Raw genomic sequence first — 16836 nt, 5'->3', positions numbered from 1 at the left:
CTTAATTTTTTTTCGCAACTTAAATAATGTATAAGCTGTCGGCTTTGGTTTTTACTTGCATACCTGTCACTAGTTCAACGTGAACATCGTCTTTGTTTACTTCAGTGATTACTGCATTAACAAGTGCTTGGCCAAGTTTAACTTTAACCTTGTTATTAACCTTGACCTCGCCTGCAGGTAAAGGTTCAACTTTTCCTGAACGCTTAGGCGCAGCGGCTTTGGTAGGTTTTGCTGCAGCTGATGGATTTTTAGCTGAATGCGCTGGCTTCTTCTTAAAAGATTTTGCATCTGAGTCTTGACGTGGGCGTTGCTGCTTTTTGCGCTTTGCCATTTTAGCACGGCTTTCTTCCAACGCTTTTTGTGCGTGGTCGATATGCTCTTGCTCAACTTTCTCGCCTTGATTTCCGTCAAGATCAATACGGAACTCAGATTTAGTAACCGCTTCAAGATAGCGCCAGTTAGATGTGTATTTTCTAAGTGCTTGGCGTACTTGTGTTTTACTAACTTTTTCAGACCCTTCAATACGCTCAGCGATATCTTTAAAGATACCTACTTTAAGCGGCTGAATGCCTTCTTTTTGTTTAAAACATTGTGGAAATTCTTGGTATAAGAACTCCAATACTTCATTAATATCTTTTAGCTTGTTTGTGGTTTCCATTTTAGAACCTATTTAATCACATCTTTTCATCAAGGGCAGAATCAACATAGTGGATGCTCCAATCAACTAACTCTTCAAAGTCAGTTTCAATCACAGCCATATCACCACGTAAATGTTCCCAAATACCATTTATAATTTCATCAATTGAATCACAGTCTAAATCATCAGGTAGACGATCCCAGGCCATGTGAATCAAATCATTGAGCGTTTCCGCTACATGTTCTTCTTCACCTTCCCAATCACCTACATCTTGAACGGCGAATAGGTAATCTTGAACATTTAGCAAATCTTTCATTACAGGCTAGCCTCTAAGCATTTTACAAGTGCTTCAAGCCCTGCTTGGTCATCAGTATCAAATCGGCCAATACTTGGGCTATCTATATCAAGTACCGCAAATACACGGCCGTTTTTCATGATAGGTACAACTATCTCAGAATTTGACGCCGCATCACAGGCTATATGACCGTCAAACGCATGCACATCTGAAATTAACTGGGTTTGCTCGGTTGCCGCAGCAGTGCCACATACCCCTTTCCCTACCGGAATACGAATACAAGCTGGATTGCCTTGAAATGGACCAAGTACCAATTCTGTCGGTGAATCCATAAAATAAAAGCCCGCCCAATTCACATCTTCTAAAGAAGTAAATAACAGCGCGCTAATATTTGCCATATTGGCAATTATGTTTGATTCACCGCCTATCAGCGATTCAGTTTGCTTAACTAATGACTGGTAAAAATCGTGCTTTTGCATACCAAACTACTTCTTATTAAACATACAGTAGCTAAAGGTACTCTTTGTCACTAAAAATTGAAACCTTTTGCGGGTAAAAAAAAGGAAATTACATGGTTTTACGACACACTTGATTAAATATTCTGCAATTAGCTTTGTACCGATTTACGCAAGCCAAATAAAAACAGTCCTGCAGCAAATCCCGACATCACACTATTGATTAAAAATATCTCGCCAGTAGTCGCACTAAGCAGATAGCTAAAAATAGCGCCACCCAGTAAGCCAAGAGTTAATACCCCAGAATAATTCACCTTAGAATACTTAAACATAAGTAAGTAGCCTGGCACCACAAACGCAGCCATCGTTAACCCTACTATGTGGGCATTAGCAATGGCCGTCATCAATAGCCCTAAAAAGATAGACACCGCGTCACCACGCATAGTCAATGCGTAATATATTCCTAGCATACTGCCGATAATAACAGGAGATAATAATGAAAGTGCGACGCTTTTAGCAAGTTGATGTTTCATAGTAAGAACCTTAAATACACAAGCATAAATCTTATTTCTTAGCATGCCCTAAGAGCTGTAGCTTATAAATAGAGACTATGGTCGTATTTTTTAACTAAATATACTTGGTTTTGAGGTTAGGTATAGAGAAAATTAGACGCAAAAAAGCCCGCTAATAAGCGGGCTTTAATATAATGGTGGAGAGATAGGGATTTGAACCCTAGAGGGGCTATAAACCCCTGCCGGTTTTCAAGACCGGTGCATTCGACCACTCTGCCATCTCTCCGAAAGTGCATAAACTACAAGTAAGCGTGTACTCATAGTTATTTTAATAAGGTGGTGGAGAGATAGGGATTTGAACCCTAGAGGGGCTATAAACCCCTGCCGGTTTTCAAGACCGGTGCATTCGACCACTCTGCCATCTCTCCGCACGGCCTGAATAATAGGGAAACCCATGGGCTTTGTGAAGCTTTTTTTTCAATTATTTGTTCAAGTGATTAAAAAACAACTAATTTGTTTAAACATAAAGCAAAAAGGGCGATTCCTATACGCCGAGTGAACTTTTATTTAAATTTAGTTGTCTATTGATCTACAAAGGTTTGCCCAAACATATAAGAGTTGGTAATCTAATTTTAGTTAAATTACAGGAACTACTTAGTTTCACTTACAGGAGCTCTACAATGGCATTTAATCAATCGTACAATACTGCAAAGCCGGTAATGTCGACCATTGAAACAAACAAAGTGCTTAAAAACACTTATTTTCTACTTGCAATGACACTTGCATTTAGTGCCGTCACCGCCGGCATTTCAATGGCACTGCAATTACCTTATTTCATGGGACTAGTGTTCACTCTGGTTTCGTTTGGCCTTCTTTTTGTTGTAAACAAAAAAGCCGACACAGCATCTGGTGTATTTTGGGTGTTTGCGTTTACAGGATTAATGGGAGCTGGTTTAGGCCCACTCCTTAATCACTATGCACAATTACCTAATGGCCCTATGCTAATTATGCAAGCGCTAGGTTCTACGGCGTTAATCTTCTTTGGTTTATCTGCTTATGCACTTAACACTAAAAAAGATTTCTCGTTCATGGGTGGTTTTTTAACTGTGGGCTTAATTGTGGTTATCGTGGCAAGTATTGTAAATATTTTCCTAGGTAGCTCTTTAATGTTTATGGTACTAAACGCAGCCGTGGTACTAATCATGTCTGGCCTAATTTTGTTCGATACGAGCAGAATCATTAATGGCGGCGAAACGAATTATATCCGCGCAACGGTTTCTTTATACCTGAGCGTTTATAACTTATTTACGTCTTTACTTGCGTTACTTGGCGCAAATAATGACTAATTAAATAGTTCTGTTAAAATAGCCCCTTTATTGGGGCTTTTTTATTGGAATAGTTTTGGCACGCTTTGTACTTTCTTTACATACTCCACCATCGGATCACGATACCACACAGCGAATTGTTAAATTTGCTCACGCCTGTTTAGCACAAGGGCATAGTATTAATGCAATATTTTTATACCAAGATGGTATCTATCATGCTTCAACGCATTTTGAACTTGCCTCTGATGAGTTAAATTTATCCTCACTTTGGCAGCAGCTAGCCGACAAAAATATTAATTTAATGCTGTGCGTTACCGCAGCTGAAAAGCGTGGCTTAGATATGCAAAATACTGGTGTATTCGCTGTAGCAGGCATCGCTGAATTTGCTATGTTAGCCAGTGAAGCAGATAAATGGATACAATTTAAATGATTAATGTACTCGTTATCAGTCAATCAAGTCCATTTGATGACATGCATATTCGCGATGCACTCGATATGACGCTTATTTTTGCCGCAGTTGATCAAAATATAAGTTGGTTGTTTAGCGGTCCTGCGGTGTTAGCTCTTAAAAAAAATCAAAGCCCTAAGAGTTTGGGGCTTAAAGATTTTTTTAAAAATATTAAAACACTAGAAATATATGATGTTGACAATATCTATGTGTGTGAGAAGTCACTCATTGACTACGGTTTAAGTAAAAATGAGCTACTTATTGAAGTAAAAACCGTTAACTTTAATGCCCAAAAACAGTTAATTCAAAATCAGCAGCACGTGGTAACGCTATGAGCACTTTACATATATTTTCAAAACCACTGAATTACTACAGTGCAAACAGTCTCGATAATCTGATTATGCTAACAGACTCGGTTTTATTAGTGGGTGATGCCTGTTTTGCTAAAGGGCAGTACAGGCAATTTGCCGATTCGCTTTATATTTTAAAGGACGATGCAGCGGCGCGTGATATCTCTTTAAATTTGAATGATAAAGCGATTAGCTATGATGAGTTCGTTACCCTAAGTTTATCATCTAAACAATCAATTACTTGGTGATTTATGCTGGAATTTAATAATCAAACAATAGACACAGATAAGCAAGGTTACCTGCTAGATCATACTGATTGGTCAAAAGAGTTAGCCGATGTTATTGCACAACATGAAAGCATTATATTAACCGAGCAGCATTGGGAAGTTGTTAACTTTGTGCGCGCATTTTATCTAGAATATAACACCAGTCCAGCCATTAGAATGTTAGTCAAAGCGATGGCTAAAGCGCTCGGTGAGGATAAAGGTAATAGCATGTACCTGTATAAGCTTTTTCCGAAGGGACCGGCCAAACAAGCCACTAAAATTGCGGGCTTACCTAAACCTGCACGGTGTATTTAATGAAACACAAAGCTACAAACACGTCATCTTCAACAAGTAAACGCAATACAGGTCGTACATATTCGCGCAGTGCTGTAACAAAGAGCCCGATAAAAAGAGCAATTAAGCCGCAGATAGCCCAAAGCGATAAAAAAGTTATTTTATTTAACAAACCTTATGATGTCCTTTGCCAATTCACAGACGAGCAAAATAGACAAACACTGGCTAATTTTATTCCTATTAAAGATGTTTATGCTGCGGGTCGCTTAGACAGAGACAGTGAAGGCTTGTTATTATTGACCAATTGCGGGAAATTACAAAATACCTTAACCGCTCCTGGTAAAAAAACCAACAAAACGTACTGGGTACAAGTTGAGGGGGTGCCTATAGAAGCATCTATTGATGCGCTCAGTCAAGGGGTCGAACTCAAAGATGGATTAACCTTACCTGCACAGGTAAAGTTAATCGATGAACCAGCGCTTTGGCCACGCACTCCCCCAGTGAGAGAACGTAAATCAATTCCAACATCTTGGTTGAGTATCACTATAAACGAGGGGAAGAACCGTCAAGTTCGACGAATGACCGCACACATTGGCCACCCAACGTTACGGTTAATTCGCTATAGTATTGGTAAATACACACTCGATGGAATTGAAACAGGTCAATATAAAATCAGTGGGCCACCAACCAACAGTTAATACTTTACGTTAGCCTTTGCTTATCTGGTATTAAAAGCAAAGGTTAAACATGCTGTGTTATTCATGCCTTCCTAAGGCAATACAATTTCTGCCCTGCCTTTTTGCATAATACAGCGCACTATCCGTTGCTTTAAAGAAATCGACATGGTTAGTTTTTTCGCCATGTTTTACCGTATGAACTCCCATACTCACAGAGAGAAAGCCAGTAAAACTATCTTCATGAGCTATCGCTAAATCTTCAATAGATTTTTGTATTTGTTCTGCAATAAAGAGTGCACCTTGATTATCTGTTTGTGGGAGTAAAACAACAAACTCTTCTCCGCCATAGCGCGCTACAAAGTCTTCAGGACGACTGACTGTTTCTGCTAGCTTTTGCGCTACGCTATGTAAACACTTATCCCCTGCAATATGACCATACCTATCATTAAATTTTTTGAAATTATCTATATCAATAATGATCATAGAAAGTTGAGTATTTACTTTTATCAGTTTTTTAAATTCAGCATGTAATTTTTCGTCAAAACGGCGTCTGTTGGCAATTTTAGTCAATGAGTCTAAAAAGGCCATATCGCTGAGTATCTCTTGGGTTTTCAAACGCTCCGTCGCATCGTTAAATACAGCAATAAATTCACTTTCTACACTAATACCTGACACTTGCATTATCACTTTCGAACCATCTTTACATACAATTTGATAGTCATTAGCAGGAATATCGTCATTATTTTTATTTGCCTGCGCTAAAGACTCACCCCACATCGTTTGAGCAGACTCTCTATAACTAGGCTCAGGATACGCGACCTTCCACCACTGTTTTAAATTAGGGATATCATCAATTGTATAGCCAAATACATCTACAAAGCGTTGATTAAGCTTTAAAATATCGCCGGTTACCATACAAACATTACACACGGGCAAAGGCAAAATAGTAAATAATTTTGCATAATGGCTCAGCTCATGTTTTCGCATTGGATGTTCAGTTGCACTACTAACAAAACGCTGCTGCTCAACGTGTTTCATTTCAAGAGAAGCATTCATAGTGGCAACAAAATGCCATTCTAACCACCACTTTTCTAGCTGCTTTAAAATGACTTGTTGAAAGGGATTAATAAAGTCTAAAGAATGTTCAATGAGCCTAAATAGCGCTGAAATAGGGTTGGGTTCTTCAAAGCGGTAAGGGCGAGGAACCCTAATGGTTTGATAAAACAGTTTGTAAGCTGATTCTTTAACGTTATGTGGTAATTGTTCTGCTACTAAGCAATCATCGCGTTGTACCTTTGTTGATAACTCAACAACGTAAGATTTTACCTTTTGTGCTTGAGAAGCATAATTCATATATTCATTCCATTGACTATATTATAAATACTTATTTGAGTGTTTATTCAATTTAAACTCATCTAAAGGTATTGCATAATCATTTGGTTGTAAAGGTTTGTTAATGAACAATAATAAATATATTCTTTGATATTCTATAAATAGTACTAACACCTTAAATAAACAACATTTACTCATCATTTATAACTTAAATGAGTGTTTATAATTTAATGGTCTGACATCTAGGACCTGTTGTTCTTTGCAAATTAAAATGTGTTCAAACAAAGGGGCTATAATATCACCACAAAATGTCTAATCTAATCGGCTAAGTAAAAATCGACTAACAAAGAGTAAATCATCCCTAACCAACATAAAAAAAAGCAACAAAATCTATTCAATAGCCCTTCCTCTCTTTAAGCACTTACAAAATACATGCTATAATCGCGGCCTTTCCAAGTTAACAGTAATCTGTATAAGCGAAATTATTCATGAGCGAAAATAGTCACATTAAAGTCATCGTTGGTATGTCCGGCGGTGTTGATTCTTCTGTATCTGCATATTTATTAAAACAACAAGGCTACCAAGTAGAAGGCTTGTTTATGAAGAACTGGGAAGAAGATGACAATGATGAATATTGCGCTGCCGCTGAAGATTTAAAAGATGCCCAAGCTGTCTGTGACAAATTAGGTATTGAACTTCATACCGTTAACTTTGCAGCGGAATACTGGGACAACGTATTCGAATACTTTTTAGCAGAGTACAAAGCTGGTCGCACACCTAACCCAGACATCATGTGTAACAAAGAAATTAAATTTAAAGCCTTTTTAGAATTTGCGGCTCAAGCACTTGGTGCTGACTTTATAGCAACGGGCCACTACGTGCGTCGTGAGCTCAGAGATGATAAATATGTTATGTGCCGTGGCCTAGATGATAATAAAGATCAAAGCTACTTTTTGTACACATTGAGTCATGAACATATCGCGCAAACGCTGTTCCCTGTCGGAGATATTGCCAAGCCAGAAGTGCGCCGTATTGCTGAAGAGCAAGATTTAATTACCCACGATAAAAAAGACAGTACTGGTATTTGTTTTATCGGTGAGCGTAAATTTAAAGATTTCTTACAAAAATTCTTACCTGCTCAACCTGGTGTTATTGAAGACACAGATGGTAACAACGTTGGTGAACATGAAGGTTTAATGTACCACACCTTAGGTCAGCGCAAAGGCTTGTTAATTGGTGGTATGAAAGAAGGCTCAGGCGAACCTTGGTATGTTGTAGACAAAGATGTTGAACGCAATGTATTGATTGTGGGCCAAGGTAAAAATCACCCTCGCCTTTACAGTAATGGCCTAAATGCCAACCAATTACACTGGGTAGATCGTGTTGGTCCTCAAGGTACTACTCGTTGCACCGTAAAAACACGCTACCGTCAAGAAGACCTAAGCTGTACCTTGTTAGTCGGTGAAGATGGTATGGCACGCGTATTATTTGATGAGCCACAAAAAGCGGTAACCCCAGGACAATCTGCGGTATTTTACGCTAATGAAGTGTGTTTAGGTGGTGGTATTATTGACTCGGTGATCAAATAATGAATCAACATCAAGTCATGGCGCTTGCTGCCATGTGCCAAGTGGCTAAGCAAGTTCAGAAGGTTGCCCAATATGGCCGCGCTGATGAACAAGATTTATCGATTTTATTATCGAGTATTGTACAAACCTCGCCAGCTTCCCCAGAAGATGTTTATCAAGGTGAACATAACTTACGTGACGGCTATAAAACATTGATGGCACAACTGAGTGCCGGTGCTCAAAAAGATGTAGAAATAGTCAAATATGTAGGTGGTTTAATGCAGTTAGAGCGTGCGCTTAGTGCTAACAGTAAAAGCCTCAATGAATTAGGTAAACGTATTGATGATATTCATCGTCGTTTAGATCATTTTGCTATTACCGATGACAGTGTTGTTGCCGGTTTAGCAGATATATACTCGTCGGTGCTAAGCCCCCTTGGGCACCGAATTCAGGTTTATGGTAAACCCGAGTTATTAAAACAGCAGCTCACGCAAAATAAAATCCGCGCATTACTTTTAGCCGGAATTCGCAGTGCAGTATTATGGCGACAAATGGGCGGCAAACGTCGTCATTTCTTTTTTGCGAAAAGAAAAATTCTCGCCATAGCTAAAACAAAAATTTAATTATCGTTCAAACTAAAATTTAGGAGTTATTATGGAGCTTTCAGCGTTAACGGCTATCTCTCCGGTTGATGGTCGCTACGGCAGCAAAACCACTGAACTACGCAGTATTTTTAGCGAATTTGGATTAATCAAATACCGCGTAACCGTTGAAGTGCGTTGGTTGCAAGCGTTAGCTGCAGCAAGCGAGATTAAAGAAGTCCCCGCTTTTAGCGACGAAGCAAATGCGCTGTTGAATGCAATTGTAGATAACTTCTGTGAAGCTGATGCTCAGCGGGTTAAAGACATCGAACGCACGACAAACCATGATGTTAAAGCCGTAGAGTATTTACTAAAAGAAAAAGTAGCTGATAATGCTGAGCTACACGCAATTAACGAATTTATTCACTTTGCCTGTACTTCTGAAGATATTAATAATCTATCTCATGGTTTAATGTTAACTGAAGCGCGTAACCACGTCGTTTTACCTTATTGTGATGAGTTATTAAGCGCCATTAAAGAAAAAGCAATTGAGTACAAAGCCATTCCAATGATGACTCGTACACATGGACAGCCTGCAACGCCTTCGACTATGGGTAAAGAGTTTGCAAATGTTTACATGCGTTTAAAGCGTCAACGTGACCAAATTGCACAAGTAGAAATGCTAGGTAAAGTAAACGGTGCTGTGGGTAACTACAATGCACACCTAAGTGCGTACCCTGACTACGATTGGCATACCCACGCCGATAAGTTTGTAACTAGCCTAGGTTTAACACTCAACCCGTTTACCACGCAAATTGAACCGCATGATTACATAGCAGAGCTTTTTGATGCAATTGCACGCTTTAATACCATTTTGCTCGATTTTGACCGCGACATGTGGGGCTACATTGCACTTAATCACTTTAAGCAAAAAACCATTGCCGGTGAAATTGGCTCATCAACTATGCCACACAAAGTGAACCCGATTGATTTTGAAAACTCAGAAGGTAATTTAGGCTTAGCCAATGCTATCTTTGGTCATTTAGCACAAAAACTACCTGTGTCTCGCTGGCAACGTGATTTAACTGACTCAACCGTATTACGTAACTTAGGTGTAGGTATGGGTTATGCGGTAATTGCATACCAATCAACCCTTAAAGGTGTAAGCAAACTTGAAGTAAACGAGCAACGTTTGGCAGATGAGCTTGACCAAAACTGGGAGCTGCTCGCTGAGCCAATTCAAACCGTTATGCGTAAATACGGTATTGAAAAACCATATGAAAAGCTAAAAGATTTAACCCGTGGTAAACGTGTAAATCAAGAAATTATGGCTGATTTCATCGATGGTTTAGACCTACCAGAAGCTGCAAAAATTGAAATGAAAAAACTAACGCCGGCTAACTACATTGGTCGCGCTGTTGAGTTTATTGATGATTTAGTTTAATCACTCAAATCTACTAATAAAAAGCGAAAGGTACCTGCCTTTCGCTTTTTTCATTTAGGTCTTAACGTTATAGGCATTCTATGTATCAATTAAAAATAAATGAATTATCAGAGCAAGCGTTTTTAAGTCAATATTGGCAAAAAAAACCACTGTTGATCAAAGCTGGTTTTAAAGATTTTCAAGACCCACTTGATGCGAATGAACTCGCAGGCCTTGCTATGGAAGACAGCATAGAATCGCGTATTATTACTAACCACAATCAACAATGGCAATCGCATCAGGGACCATTTGACGATTTTGAAATACTCACTGATCAGCACTCGACACTACTCGTGCAAGCAGTGGATCATTGGCATCCAGAGGCTGCTCAGTTACTTGAACCTTTTCGTTTTATACCTAATTGGCGAATAGATGATTTGATGATCAGCTACTCAACCCCAGGTGGCGGTGTTGGCCCACACCTAGACCAATACGATGTATTTATTATTCAAGGTGAAGGTAAGCGCCATTGGCGGGTAGGATTACCCGACCCAACACTAAAACAATTTGCTCAAAATAAAACATTACTGCAAGTTGAAGCTTTTAGTGCAGTAATTGATTGTATTCTGGAGCCCGGTGATATTTTATATATACCACCCGGTTGTCCTCATGAAGGCTATGCGGTTGAGAATGCACTTAACTATTCAGTCGGTTTTAGAGCACCTAATCAACAAGATTTACTTTCAAGTTTTGCTGATCATATTATCGACACAGAAAGCGGCCAAAAAAGGTATACCGACCATACCCTCGCCCTACGTGATTCCAAAGGTGAGCTAACCCAAGGCGAAGTCGATAAAGTAAAAACGTTAATGCAAGCATTGCTAGAAGACGATAGTTTATTTAAACACTGGTTAGGTAATACCCTTAGCCAACCTAAGCATGATATGGACTTAGCCCCTGAAGAAGACCCATTTAGTGTCGCACAAATACAACAACTGCTTGAAAACCAAGTAACATTTGAGCGTTTAGGGGGCACACGTGCTATTTATCAATGTATGGATACAGAGTTACTTCTAAGTATCAATGGCGAAAACTACGCTTTACCCTTATCTGATTTAGAAGCGGTAAAACAGCTTACTGATTTTATTGAATTTGATAGCAGCGTGCTTAATGCAACCACACCTAGCCTAGATTTTATCGAAACTTTTACTACACTGGTTAATGAGGGTATTTGGTTTAGCTAGGAGGAGGTCATGGTTTATACCGTTGACAAAGTTGATTGGCAAAGTGAAAAAAGTCAACTGCAACATATAAGGGAGCGAGTGTTTGTATATGAGTTACATATTCCTAAGCGTATTGAGTTTGATAACTTAGATGCACTCGCTCAACATATTCTGGTCACCGATAATATGCACTCACCTGTTGCCACAGGTCGATTATGTAATGATGGTTTAATTGGAAGAATCGCCGTATTGCCGCAGCATCGCAACCGCAATGTTTATAAGTCACTGCTTAATTTCATTGTTAAATTAGCAGCGGAGCAAGGTATTGAAGCAATCAGTATTAATTGTATTTTAAACGAAGTAGAACGATTCAAAAATAATGGGTTTACTGTGCAAGGCCACGTCTTTATGGAAGCAGGTATCCCAAGGCAACGTATGCAGTGCCCTATTGCATGCTTTGAAACACGACCATTTACTTTAGTGCATTAACGAAAAAACGAGCCTCTTGGCTCGTTTTTTTCTTTATTCTTGTCGGTAATCTTTGAAAAAACGCTGCATTTTCATCATTGCACTCGATAAATCATCTTTATTAGGTAAGAACACCAATCTAAAGTGATCAGGCTCTGGCCAGTTAAAGGCGCGCCCATGTACTAACAATATTTTTTCTGCTTTTAACAAATCAAACATCATTTGTTCATCGCTTTTAATATTGAATTTAGCGGTATCCACTTTAGGGAAAGCATAAAGCGCCCCTTTAGGCTTTTTACAACTAATTCCATCAATCGCATTTAAGCCGCGCCAAGCAATATCACGTTGCACATATAAACGCCCACCGGGGTCAATTAAGCTATCAATTGACTGAACGCCACCCAATGCTTGCTGAATTGCATATTGTGCGGGCACATTGGCACAAAGACGCATTGAGGCAAGAATATCTAAGCCTTTAATTAAATCTGTCATTAATGCGGTGCGACCACTTAACACCATCCAGCCCATTCTCAGCCCAGCAGCACGGTATGTTTTAGCTAAGCCATTAAAGGTGATGATAGGGAGATCATCGCATAATGAACCAATAGAAGTATGGGTAACGCCGTCGTATAGAATTTTCTCGTATATTTCATCGCTTAACAGCAAAAGCTTGTGCTCTCGAGCAATATTGATCAACTCTTCAAGTAAAGCGTCACTGTACACAGCCCCAGTTGGGTTGTTGGGATTAATCAGCACTAATGCTTTGGTTTTAGAGGTGATTTTACTTTTAATATCATCAATGTCAGGAAACCAATCTTGCTCTTCATCACACAAGTAGTGAACCGGATTACCACCTGCTAATTTTACCGAGGCTGTCCAAAGCGGATAATCTGGGGCAGGAATTAACACTTCATCATCATTATTCAACAGTGCTTGAGTAACCATTTGGATAAGCTCACTCACACCGTTGCCAATGTAAATATTATCAACGTCTAAATTGTGTAAGCCACGCTGTTGGTAGTGCTGATAAATAGCAACACGCGCAGAGTAAAGACCTTTAGAGTCACAGTATCCTTGAGCTGAATATAAATTACGAATGATATCGCGATGCATATCTTCTGGCATATCAAAGCCAAATGCGGCGGGGTTGCCTATATTAAGCTTTAATACCTTTTGGCCCTCATCCTCCATTTTTTTAGCTTGCACTAAAACGGGACCTCGGATGTCATAACAGACGCCGTCTAATTTATGACTCTTTTTTATTTCTGACATTGTTACCTCTAAAGAGCAAGTTAGCCATTAGACTAACGCAGTAAAGCCGTGAATTACTAGGAAAATTAAGCGCTTAAAACTGAAAAAAATTCACGTTAACACTCTTTTTTATTACTATTGAAACGCGTTTAGCGCCCAGCTAACCATGCATTTAGTTTTGCTTGTGAACCAGTAACTTGCGCCATTAATCCATCGGCTGCATTAACAGCCTGCTCGTCATTCCCGTTATTTAAATTATATTCAATTAAACGAGCAACTTCGGCTAAACTTGCCGCACCAAATTGAGCGGCGTTTGATTTAAGGCTATGAGAGTGGCGAATAGCAGCCTCTTTATCTTGCCCAAGCGCAGCAATTGCTTCGTTCCCCAATCGCTCAAATTCCGCACAACAAAATTCCAGCGTATCTGGAAATTGTTCACCTAATAGCGATTCCATACTTTCTAAAGCGGATTCGTCAATATTGATCTCTGTCATATTCATGCCCTTCAATACGGTCCATCGATTTTCTTCTTATCTCTTACTCTATATCTAAGCACAAAAAAAACCAACTTTATTAGTGCAAAAATGTATAATTACGGCAAATGTACCAACGAAATAGTGTATTCAATGGCACGTCCTCTTTGTAAACAGTGTAACTTTTCGCTAAGCACTTGTATTTGCAGCGCAATTACCCGTGTTAATAACCAAACACAGGTTATTATTTTGCAGCACCCCAGTGAAGCAAAAGTTAGCAAAAATACGGCGCAGCTATTAGCTTTGGGTTTAACCCACTGTAAAATTATTAGAGGCGAAAATAATCAAGACTTCGCCTGTTTACAAAACCTGCCTATAGAATCGAGCGTATTACTCTACCCAAGCGAGAGCGCCGTAAAATTAGACCGACCGAATAGTAAAGAAAATCTACAAGAGATTACGCATTTAATTGTGATTGATGGTACATGGAATAAAGCCTTTAAAATTTTGCAATTAACCCCGTTATTACAACAGTTTAAAACGGTAAGCTTTAACCATATTCCCACCAACCGTTATGCTATTCGTAAAGCCCCTAGAGCAGATAGTTTATCGACACTAGAAGCAGTAGCACATAGTTTATGGCTCATAGAAGCACTAAACCCTGCGCCCTTGTATGGTTTATTAGAGGAATTAATAAAAAAACAAACCCAACACATGCCCGCTCACGTAAAAGCACGTTACTTGTAATGTATGAGCTGAAATAAAATAACCGATGCGTAATACCACATCTCGATTAAAACGCGGATTTTCTCGCCAAGGCCCCGACTATCGTTTTGACGATCAAGTCGATTTTAATGATATAAGAACCACTTTTGGTTTTCGTTCTATGGTGGTTGGTAAATGGGTTACTAAAGAAGAGCGCTTTATTAGTGCCAACTTAATTTATGATGCGCTGGCTGATTTAGCGCAGATTTTGCATTTACCACCCACAGCCATTGGCCTGCGTGGCAAACTTAATTTCGCTTTTGGTCACGGTGGACAAAAAGGCGTGCAAGCACATTATAATGCGTATGACCAAACCTTAGCACTGGCTAAAAATGCAGGCGGTGGCGCTTTAGCCCATGAATGGTTTCATGCTTTTGATCATCATATTAGTGAGCATTTGTTTAAATCAAAAACCCGCTTTGGTTTCGCTTCTAAGTTATGGTTATCACACTCTCCCGACTTAAGCCATCCACTTAATGATGCACTTAATCAATTTTATAAACAGGTGTTTTTAGAGCAAAGCGGTGAACATGCCAATGAATTTGTAAATAAATGCATTGCGTTTGATAAAGCGCATAATCAGCAGTATATGAGTATGCCAGAGGAGCTTGCTGCTCGGTGTTTTGAAGCCTGTATCAACGAGCATCAAACAATCAAAAACAGTTTTTTAGTCGGCGGTTTGAGTAATAATAACTTAATTTATCCTGAGCTAAATCACGCGTTACACGCCAATGAAGCGCTTAACCATTATTTTCAACTATTAGGTTATGCGCTTCATCAACTAGAAAAATAAGCTATTGTTTAGCTTAGTTATTTATCGTCACTGATACGACTTGCTACCGCACTATTCTGATCTTTATATTTTGCATCAATGCGGGTGTTATAAGGGCTTTCACACGGACCGGTAAGTGTTTCAAAACTCATTGCGCCAATTTTCATCATAGGTCTGAGCGCAAGCGGCAGCTTACCCGAGTTATAAAACTCTAAAACAATATTACCACTCCAACCAGGATCGATTCTGTGTGCTGTAACATGCACCATTAAACCCAAACGTGCCAGCGATGAACGCCCGTCTAACCAACCAACAATGTCTGCAGGTAGGGTTACTTTTTCATAGGTTATTGCCAACGCAAGCTCGCCAGGATGTAGAAAAAACGCTTCGCCTTCAGCTAATACAATTTCGTCGCTCATGATTGATTCTAACGCTTTATTAAGCTGATCTTTTGGACCACTTAAATCAACATAAGCGGCATTATGGGCATGAAATGTTCTAAACTTATTACCTAAGCGAAGATCAGCGGTAACCCCTGAAATCATTTCACTCGTTGGCGCGGGCTCGATAACAATGCGCCCATCGTTTAAGTATTCTTTAATATGTGTATCTGAAAGTCTCATTTTTAATCTTCCGTAATCACAACGTCAATCGCGTTGTGATGTTGTTGATAGTAAAGCGTGCTGGCAATCAATCGTGCGGCCGCGCTGTAAGTTTTGCTAATAACCGCATCTGTATCATCGGCAATCAACTTACCTTGCTCAGAGGATTCTCTGATATCAATCGCAAGCGGAATATGCGAAAGCACAGGCACACCATGCTTAAGGGCTAATTTTTGTGCACCGTCTTTACCAAATACATGGTTGGCCTCGCCGCAATGCCCACAAATGTAATGGCTCATATTTTCAATCAAACCGAGCACTGGCACATTTACTTTATTAAACATAGCAATACCCTTTTGCGCATCAGCAAGCGCTAAGTCTTGTGGCGTCGTGACAATCACGGTGCCACTGGCTGGCACTTTTTGGCTCATGGTTAATTGAATATCACCGGTACCTGGCGGCATATCTACAATTAAATAATCAAGTTCACCCCAATCGGTTTCATTTAAAAGTTGACTAAGCGCGCCTGAGGCCATTGGGCCGCGCCATACGGTGGCATCATCGCTGGGGACTAAAAAACCGATAGATTGCGCTTTAATACCATTGGCATCAAACGGTTGTAATTGTTTATTGTCTTTTGTAACCGGCTCACTGCCAACTAATCCTAACAACATAGGAATTGACGGACCATAAATGTCGGCATCCAGTATGCCTACTTTTGCGCCTTCATTTTTAAGCGAGCCCGCCAGATTAACGGCCGTAGTAGATTTACCCACCCCACCTTTGCCTGAGGCGACTAAAACAATATGTTTAATGGCTTTAAATTTCGCAGCCTCTTTAAGGTGAACACTAGCCGTTACGTTTACATCAATCTTTAAACGCTCAGTCAAAAATTGAGCCACATGCGGCATTTCAGATTGCGCCGCAAAAGGGAGATTGAGTTTAACCGTAATTGATTTATCGGTGTTTTGAGTGATATCAGCAATGAAATCTTGCTCAATACCCACAGCGAAAGCGGCACTGCGATAGGCCGCTAGAGCAGAAATAATCGGTTGTTTTTGCACCGATTTTGCAGAGAATAGTTTCGACAGTCCAAACATAGCAATAAAATAGCGTTTC

At 39.6% G+C, this 16836-nt stretch carries 22 protein-coding genes and 2 tRNA genes; 13 read left to right on the top strand and 11 right to left on the bottom strand.

Going from position 1 to position 16836, the window contains the following annotated elements; all coding sequences use genetic code 11:
• Positions 1-19 precede the first annotated feature (19 nt).
• The 6 genes from proQ to BM380_RS01395 all read right to left on the bottom strand — a co-directional run bounded on the left by proQ (position 20) and on the right by BM380_RS01395 (position 2327).
• Positions 20-658 carry an RNA chaperone ProQ gene (proQ, locus tag BM380_RS01420; protein ID WP_090492478.1) on the bottom strand — a complete coding sequence of 213 codons (639 nt, stop codon included), beginning with the start codon at positions 656-658 and terminating at the stop codon, positions 20-22.
• Between the two features lie 16 nt (positions 659-674).
• Positions 675-953 (bottom strand): hypothetical protein, encoded by a 279-nt coding sequence (locus tag BM380_RS01415; protein ID WP_008112039.1) that lies wholly within the window; start codon positions 951-953, stop codon positions 675-677.
• Positions 953-1411, bottom strand: a complete 459-nt coding sequence (locus BM380_RS01410) for a GAF domain-containing protein (protein WP_008112037.1) — start codon at positions 1409-1411, stop codon at positions 953-955. Before BM380_RS01410 ends, BM380_RS01415 begins: the two co-directional genes overlap by 1 nt.
• Before the next feature lie 128 nt (positions 1412-1539).
• Complete coding sequence (locus BM380_RS01405; protein WP_008112036.1) at positions 1540-1920, bottom strand: hypothetical protein; 381 nt, start codon at positions 1918-1920, stop codon at positions 1540-1542.
• A gap of 174 nt (positions 1921-2094) precedes the next feature.
• Positions 2095-2185 (bottom strand) — tRNA-Ser (locus BM380_RS01400).
• Positions 2186-2236: 51 nt separating this feature from the next.
• Positions 2237-2327, bottom strand: a tRNA-Ser gene (locus BM380_RS01395).
• 252 nt (positions 2328-2579) lie between these two features.
• Here BM380_RS01395 and BM380_RS01390 point away from each other — a divergent pair.
• From BM380_RS01390 to BM380_RS01365, 6 genes are read left to right on the top strand one after another with little or no spacing between them, the layout of a single operon-like run.
• Positions 2580-3245: a Bax inhibitor-1/YccA family protein gene (locus tag BM380_RS01390; RefSeq protein ID WP_008112034.1), complete on the top strand. Its 666-nt coding sequence runs from the start codon at positions 2580-2582 to the stop codon at positions 3243-3245.
• Positions 3246-3300: 55 nt separating this feature from the next.
• Positions 3301-3654 (top strand): sulfurtransferase complex subunit TusD, encoded by a 354-nt coding sequence (gene tusD / locus BM380_RS01385; protein ID WP_090492476.1) that lies wholly within the window; start codon positions 3301-3303, stop codon positions 3652-3654.
• The gene (gene tusC, locus BM380_RS01380; protein ID WP_090492474.1) at positions 3651-4007 is read left to right on the top strand and encodes a sulfurtransferase complex subunit TusC; all 357 of its coding nucleotides are present in this window, start codon (positions 3651-3653) and stop codon (positions 4005-4007) included. Before tusD ends, tusC begins: the two co-directional genes overlap by 4 nt.
• Positions 4004-4270: a DsrH/TusB family sulfur metabolism protein gene (locus BM380_RS01375; protein WP_090492472.1), complete on the top strand. Its 267-nt coding sequence runs from the start codon at positions 4004-4006 to the stop codon at positions 4268-4270. Before tusC ends, BM380_RS01375 begins: the two co-directional genes overlap by 4 nt.
• Before the next feature lie 3 nt (positions 4271-4273).
• Positions 4274-4603, top strand: a complete 330-nt coding sequence (locus tag BM380_RS01370) for a TusE/DsrC/DsvC family sulfur relay protein (protein WP_008112024.1) — start codon at positions 4274-4276, stop codon at positions 4601-4603.
• Positions 4603-5280 carry a pseudouridine synthase gene (locus tag BM380_RS01365; RefSeq protein ID WP_090492470.1) on the top strand — a complete coding sequence of 226 codons (678 nt, stop codon included), beginning with the start codon at positions 4603-4605 and terminating at the stop codon, positions 5278-5280. Before BM380_RS01370 ends, BM380_RS01365 begins: the two co-directional genes overlap by 1 nt.
• 57 nt (positions 5281-5337) lie before the next feature.
• Here BM380_RS01365 and BM380_RS01360 read toward each other — a convergent pair whose 3' ends face one another.
• The gene (locus tag BM380_RS01360; RefSeq protein WP_028835167.1) at positions 5338-6612 is read right to left on the bottom strand and encodes a sensor domain-containing diguanylate cyclase; all 1275 of its coding nucleotides are present in this window, start codon (positions 6610-6612) and stop codon (positions 5338-5340) included.
• 467 nt (positions 6613-7079) lie between these two features.
• Here BM380_RS01360 and mnmA point away from each other — a divergent pair, with 467 nt between their 5' ends.
• The 5 genes from mnmA (at position 7080) to BM380_RS01335 (ending at position 11875) form a co-directional block, all read left to right on the top strand.
• Positions 7080-8180, top strand: a complete 1101-nt coding sequence (gene mnmA / locus BM380_RS01355; protein WP_008113585.1) for a tRNA 2-thiouridine(34) synthase MnmA — start codon at positions 7080-7082, stop codon at positions 8178-8180.
• Positions 8180-8782 carry a high frequency lysogenization protein HflD gene (hflD, locus tag BM380_RS01350; protein WP_008113587.1) on the top strand — a complete coding sequence of 201 codons (603 nt, stop codon included), beginning with the start codon at positions 8180-8182 and terminating at the stop codon, positions 8780-8782. The genes mnmA and hflD overlap by 1 nt, the downstream gene beginning before the upstream one ends.
• A gap of 31 nt (positions 8783-8813) precedes the next feature.
• Positions 8814-10184 carry an adenylosuccinate lyase gene (purB, locus tag BM380_RS01345; protein ID WP_013465045.1) on the top strand — a complete coding sequence of 457 codons (1371 nt, stop codon included), beginning with the start codon at positions 8814-8816 and terminating at the stop codon, positions 10182-10184.
• 80 nt (positions 10185-10264) lie between these two features.
• Positions 10265-11407: a ribosomal protein uL16 3-hydroxylase gene (locus tag BM380_RS01340; RefSeq protein ID WP_090492469.1), complete on the top strand. Its 1143-nt coding sequence runs from the start codon at positions 10265-10267 to the stop codon at positions 11405-11407.
• A 9-nt stretch (positions 11408-11416) separates the two neighbouring features.
• On the top strand, positions 11417-11875 hold the full coding sequence (locus BM380_RS01335) for a GNAT family N-acetyltransferase (protein WP_013465047.1): 459 nt from the start codon (positions 11417-11419) through the stop codon (positions 11873-11875).
• Positions 11876-11908: 33 nt separating this feature from the next.
• Here BM380_RS01335 and BM380_RS01330 read toward each other — a convergent pair whose 3' ends face one another.
• A complete protein-coding gene (locus tag BM380_RS01330) occupies positions 11909-13126 on the bottom strand; it encodes a pyridoxal phosphate-dependent aminotransferase (protein ID WP_016900382.1) in 1218 nt (405 codons plus the stop codon).
• A 128-nt stretch (positions 13127-13254) separates the two neighbouring features.
• Positions 13255-13599 carry an Hpt domain-containing protein gene (locus BM380_RS01325; protein ID WP_013465049.1) on the bottom strand — a complete coding sequence of 115 codons (345 nt, stop codon included), beginning with the start codon at positions 13597-13599 and terminating at the stop codon, positions 13255-13257.
• Positions 13600-13731: 132 nt separating this feature from the next.
• Between BM380_RS01325 and BM380_RS01320 the strand changes: the two genes are divergently transcribed.
• Positions 13732-14325 (top strand): tRNA-uridine aminocarboxypropyltransferase, encoded by a 594-nt coding sequence (locus BM380_RS01320; RefSeq protein WP_090493036.1) that lies wholly within the window; start codon positions 13732-13734, stop codon positions 14323-14325.
• A 25-nt stretch (positions 14326-14350) separates the two neighbouring features.
• Entirely contained in the window at positions 14351-15136 is a 786-nt protein-coding gene (locus tag BM380_RS01315) for a CLCA_X family protein (RefSeq protein WP_090492467.1), read from the top strand.
• 17 nt (positions 15137-15153) lie between these two features.
• On the opposite strand, the gene dcd is transcribed toward BM380_RS01315, so the two are convergent.
• Positions 15154-15738 carry a dCTP deaminase gene (dcd, locus tag BM380_RS01310; protein ID WP_013465052.1) on the bottom strand — a complete coding sequence of 195 codons (585 nt, stop codon included), beginning with the start codon at positions 15736-15738 and terminating at the stop codon, positions 15154-15156.
• Between the two features lie 2 nt (positions 15739-15740).
• Positions 15741-16817, bottom strand: a complete 1077-nt coding sequence (apbC, locus tag BM380_RS01305) for an iron-sulfur cluster carrier protein ApbC (protein WP_090492465.1) — start codon at positions 16815-16817, stop codon at positions 15741-15743.
• Between the last annotated feature and the right edge of the window lie 19 nt (positions 16818-16836).

Source organism: Pseudoalteromonas sp. DSM 26666 (assembly GCF_900116475.1).
Taxonomy (GTDB): Bacteria; Pseudomonadota; Gammaproteobacteria; order Enterobacterales; family Alteromonadaceae; genus Pseudoalteromonas; species Pseudoalteromonas tetraodonis.
The sequence above is the reverse complement of the archived record's forward strand: the minus strand, read 5'-3'. Positions and strand labels throughout refer to the sequence as shown.

What these genes read in the sequence shown, in the direction of transcription:
- tusC (WP_090492474.1), top strand. Translation starts at nt 3,651, where the DNA reads ATGATTAATGTACTCGTTATCAGTCAATCAAGTCCATTTGATGACATG.
- BM380_RS01335 (WP_013465047.1), top strand. Translation starts at nt 11,417, where the DNA reads ATGGTTTATACCGTTGACAAAGTTGATTGGCAAAGTGAAAAAAGTCAA.
- mnmA (WP_008113585.1), top strand. Translation starts at nt 7,080, where the DNA reads ATGAGCGAAAATAGTCACATTAAAGTCATCGTTGGTATGTCCGGCGGT.
- BM380_RS01340 (WP_090492469.1), top strand. Translation starts at nt 10,265, where the DNA reads ATGTATCAATTAAAAATAAATGAATTATCAGAGCAAGCGTTTTTAAGT.
- purB (WP_013465045.1), top strand. Translation starts at nt 8,814, where the DNA reads ATGGAGCTTTCAGCGTTAACGGCTATCTCTCCGGTTGATGGTCGCTAC.
- hflD (WP_008113587.1), top strand. Translation starts at nt 8,180, where the DNA reads ATGAATCAACATCAAGTCATGGCGCTTGCTGCCATGTGCCAAGTGGCT.
- BM380_RS01365 (WP_090492470.1), top strand. Translation starts at nt 4,603, where the DNA reads ATGAAACACAAAGCTACAAACACGTCATCTTCAACAAGTAAACGCAAT.
- apbC (WP_090492465.1), bottom strand. Translation starts at nt 16,817, where the DNA reads ATGTTTGGACTGTCGAAACTATTCTCTGCAAAATCGGTGCAAAAACAA.
- BM380_RS01390 (WP_008112034.1), top strand. Translation starts at nt 2,580, where the DNA reads ATGGCATTTAATCAATCGTACAATACTGCAAAGCCGGTAATGTCGACC.
- BM380_RS01415 (WP_008112039.1), bottom strand. Translation starts at nt 953, where the DNA reads ATGAAAGATTTGCTAAATGTTCAAGATTACCTATTCGCCGTTCAAGAT.
- BM380_RS01325 (WP_013465049.1), bottom strand. Translation starts at nt 13,599, where the DNA reads ATGACAGAGATCAATATTGACGAATCCGCTTTAGAAAGTATGGAATCG.
- BM380_RS01360 (WP_028835167.1), bottom strand. Translation starts at nt 6,612, where the DNA reads ATGAATTATGCTTCTCAAGCACAAAAGGTAAAATCTTACGTTGTTGAG.
- dcd (WP_013465052.1), bottom strand. Translation starts at nt 15,738, where the DNA reads ATGAGACTTTCAGATACACATATTAAAGAATACTTAAACGATGGGCGC.
- proQ (WP_090492478.1), bottom strand. Translation starts at nt 658, where the DNA reads ATGGAAACCACAAACAAGCTAAAAGATATTAATGAAGTATTGGAGTTC.
- BM380_RS01315 (WP_090492467.1), top strand. Translation starts at nt 14,351, where the DNA reads ATGCGTAATACCACATCTCGATTAAAACGCGGATTTTCTCGCCAAGGC.
- BM380_RS01410 (WP_008112037.1), bottom strand. Translation starts at nt 1,411, where the DNA reads ATGCAAAAGCACGATTTTTACCAGTCATTAGTTAAGCAAACTGAATCG.
- BM380_RS01330 (WP_016900382.1), bottom strand. Translation starts at nt 13,126, where the DNA reads ATGTCAGAAATAAAAAAGAGTCATAAATTAGACGGCGTCTGTTATGAC.
- BM380_RS01405 (WP_008112036.1), bottom strand. Translation starts at nt 1,920, where the DNA reads ATGAAACATCAACTTGCTAAAAGCGTCGCACTTTCATTATTATCTCCT.
- BM380_RS01320 (WP_090493036.1), top strand. Translation starts at nt 13,732, where the DNA reads ATGGCACGTCCTCTTTGTAAACAGTGTAACTTTTCGCTAAGCACTTGT.
- BM380_RS01370 (WP_008112024.1), top strand. Translation starts at nt 4,274, where the DNA reads ATGCTGGAATTTAATAATCAAACAATAGACACAGATAAGCAAGGTTAC.
- BM380_RS01375 (WP_090492472.1), top strand. Translation starts at nt 4,004, where the DNA reads ATGAGCACTTTACATATATTTTCAAAACCACTGAATTACTACAGTGCA.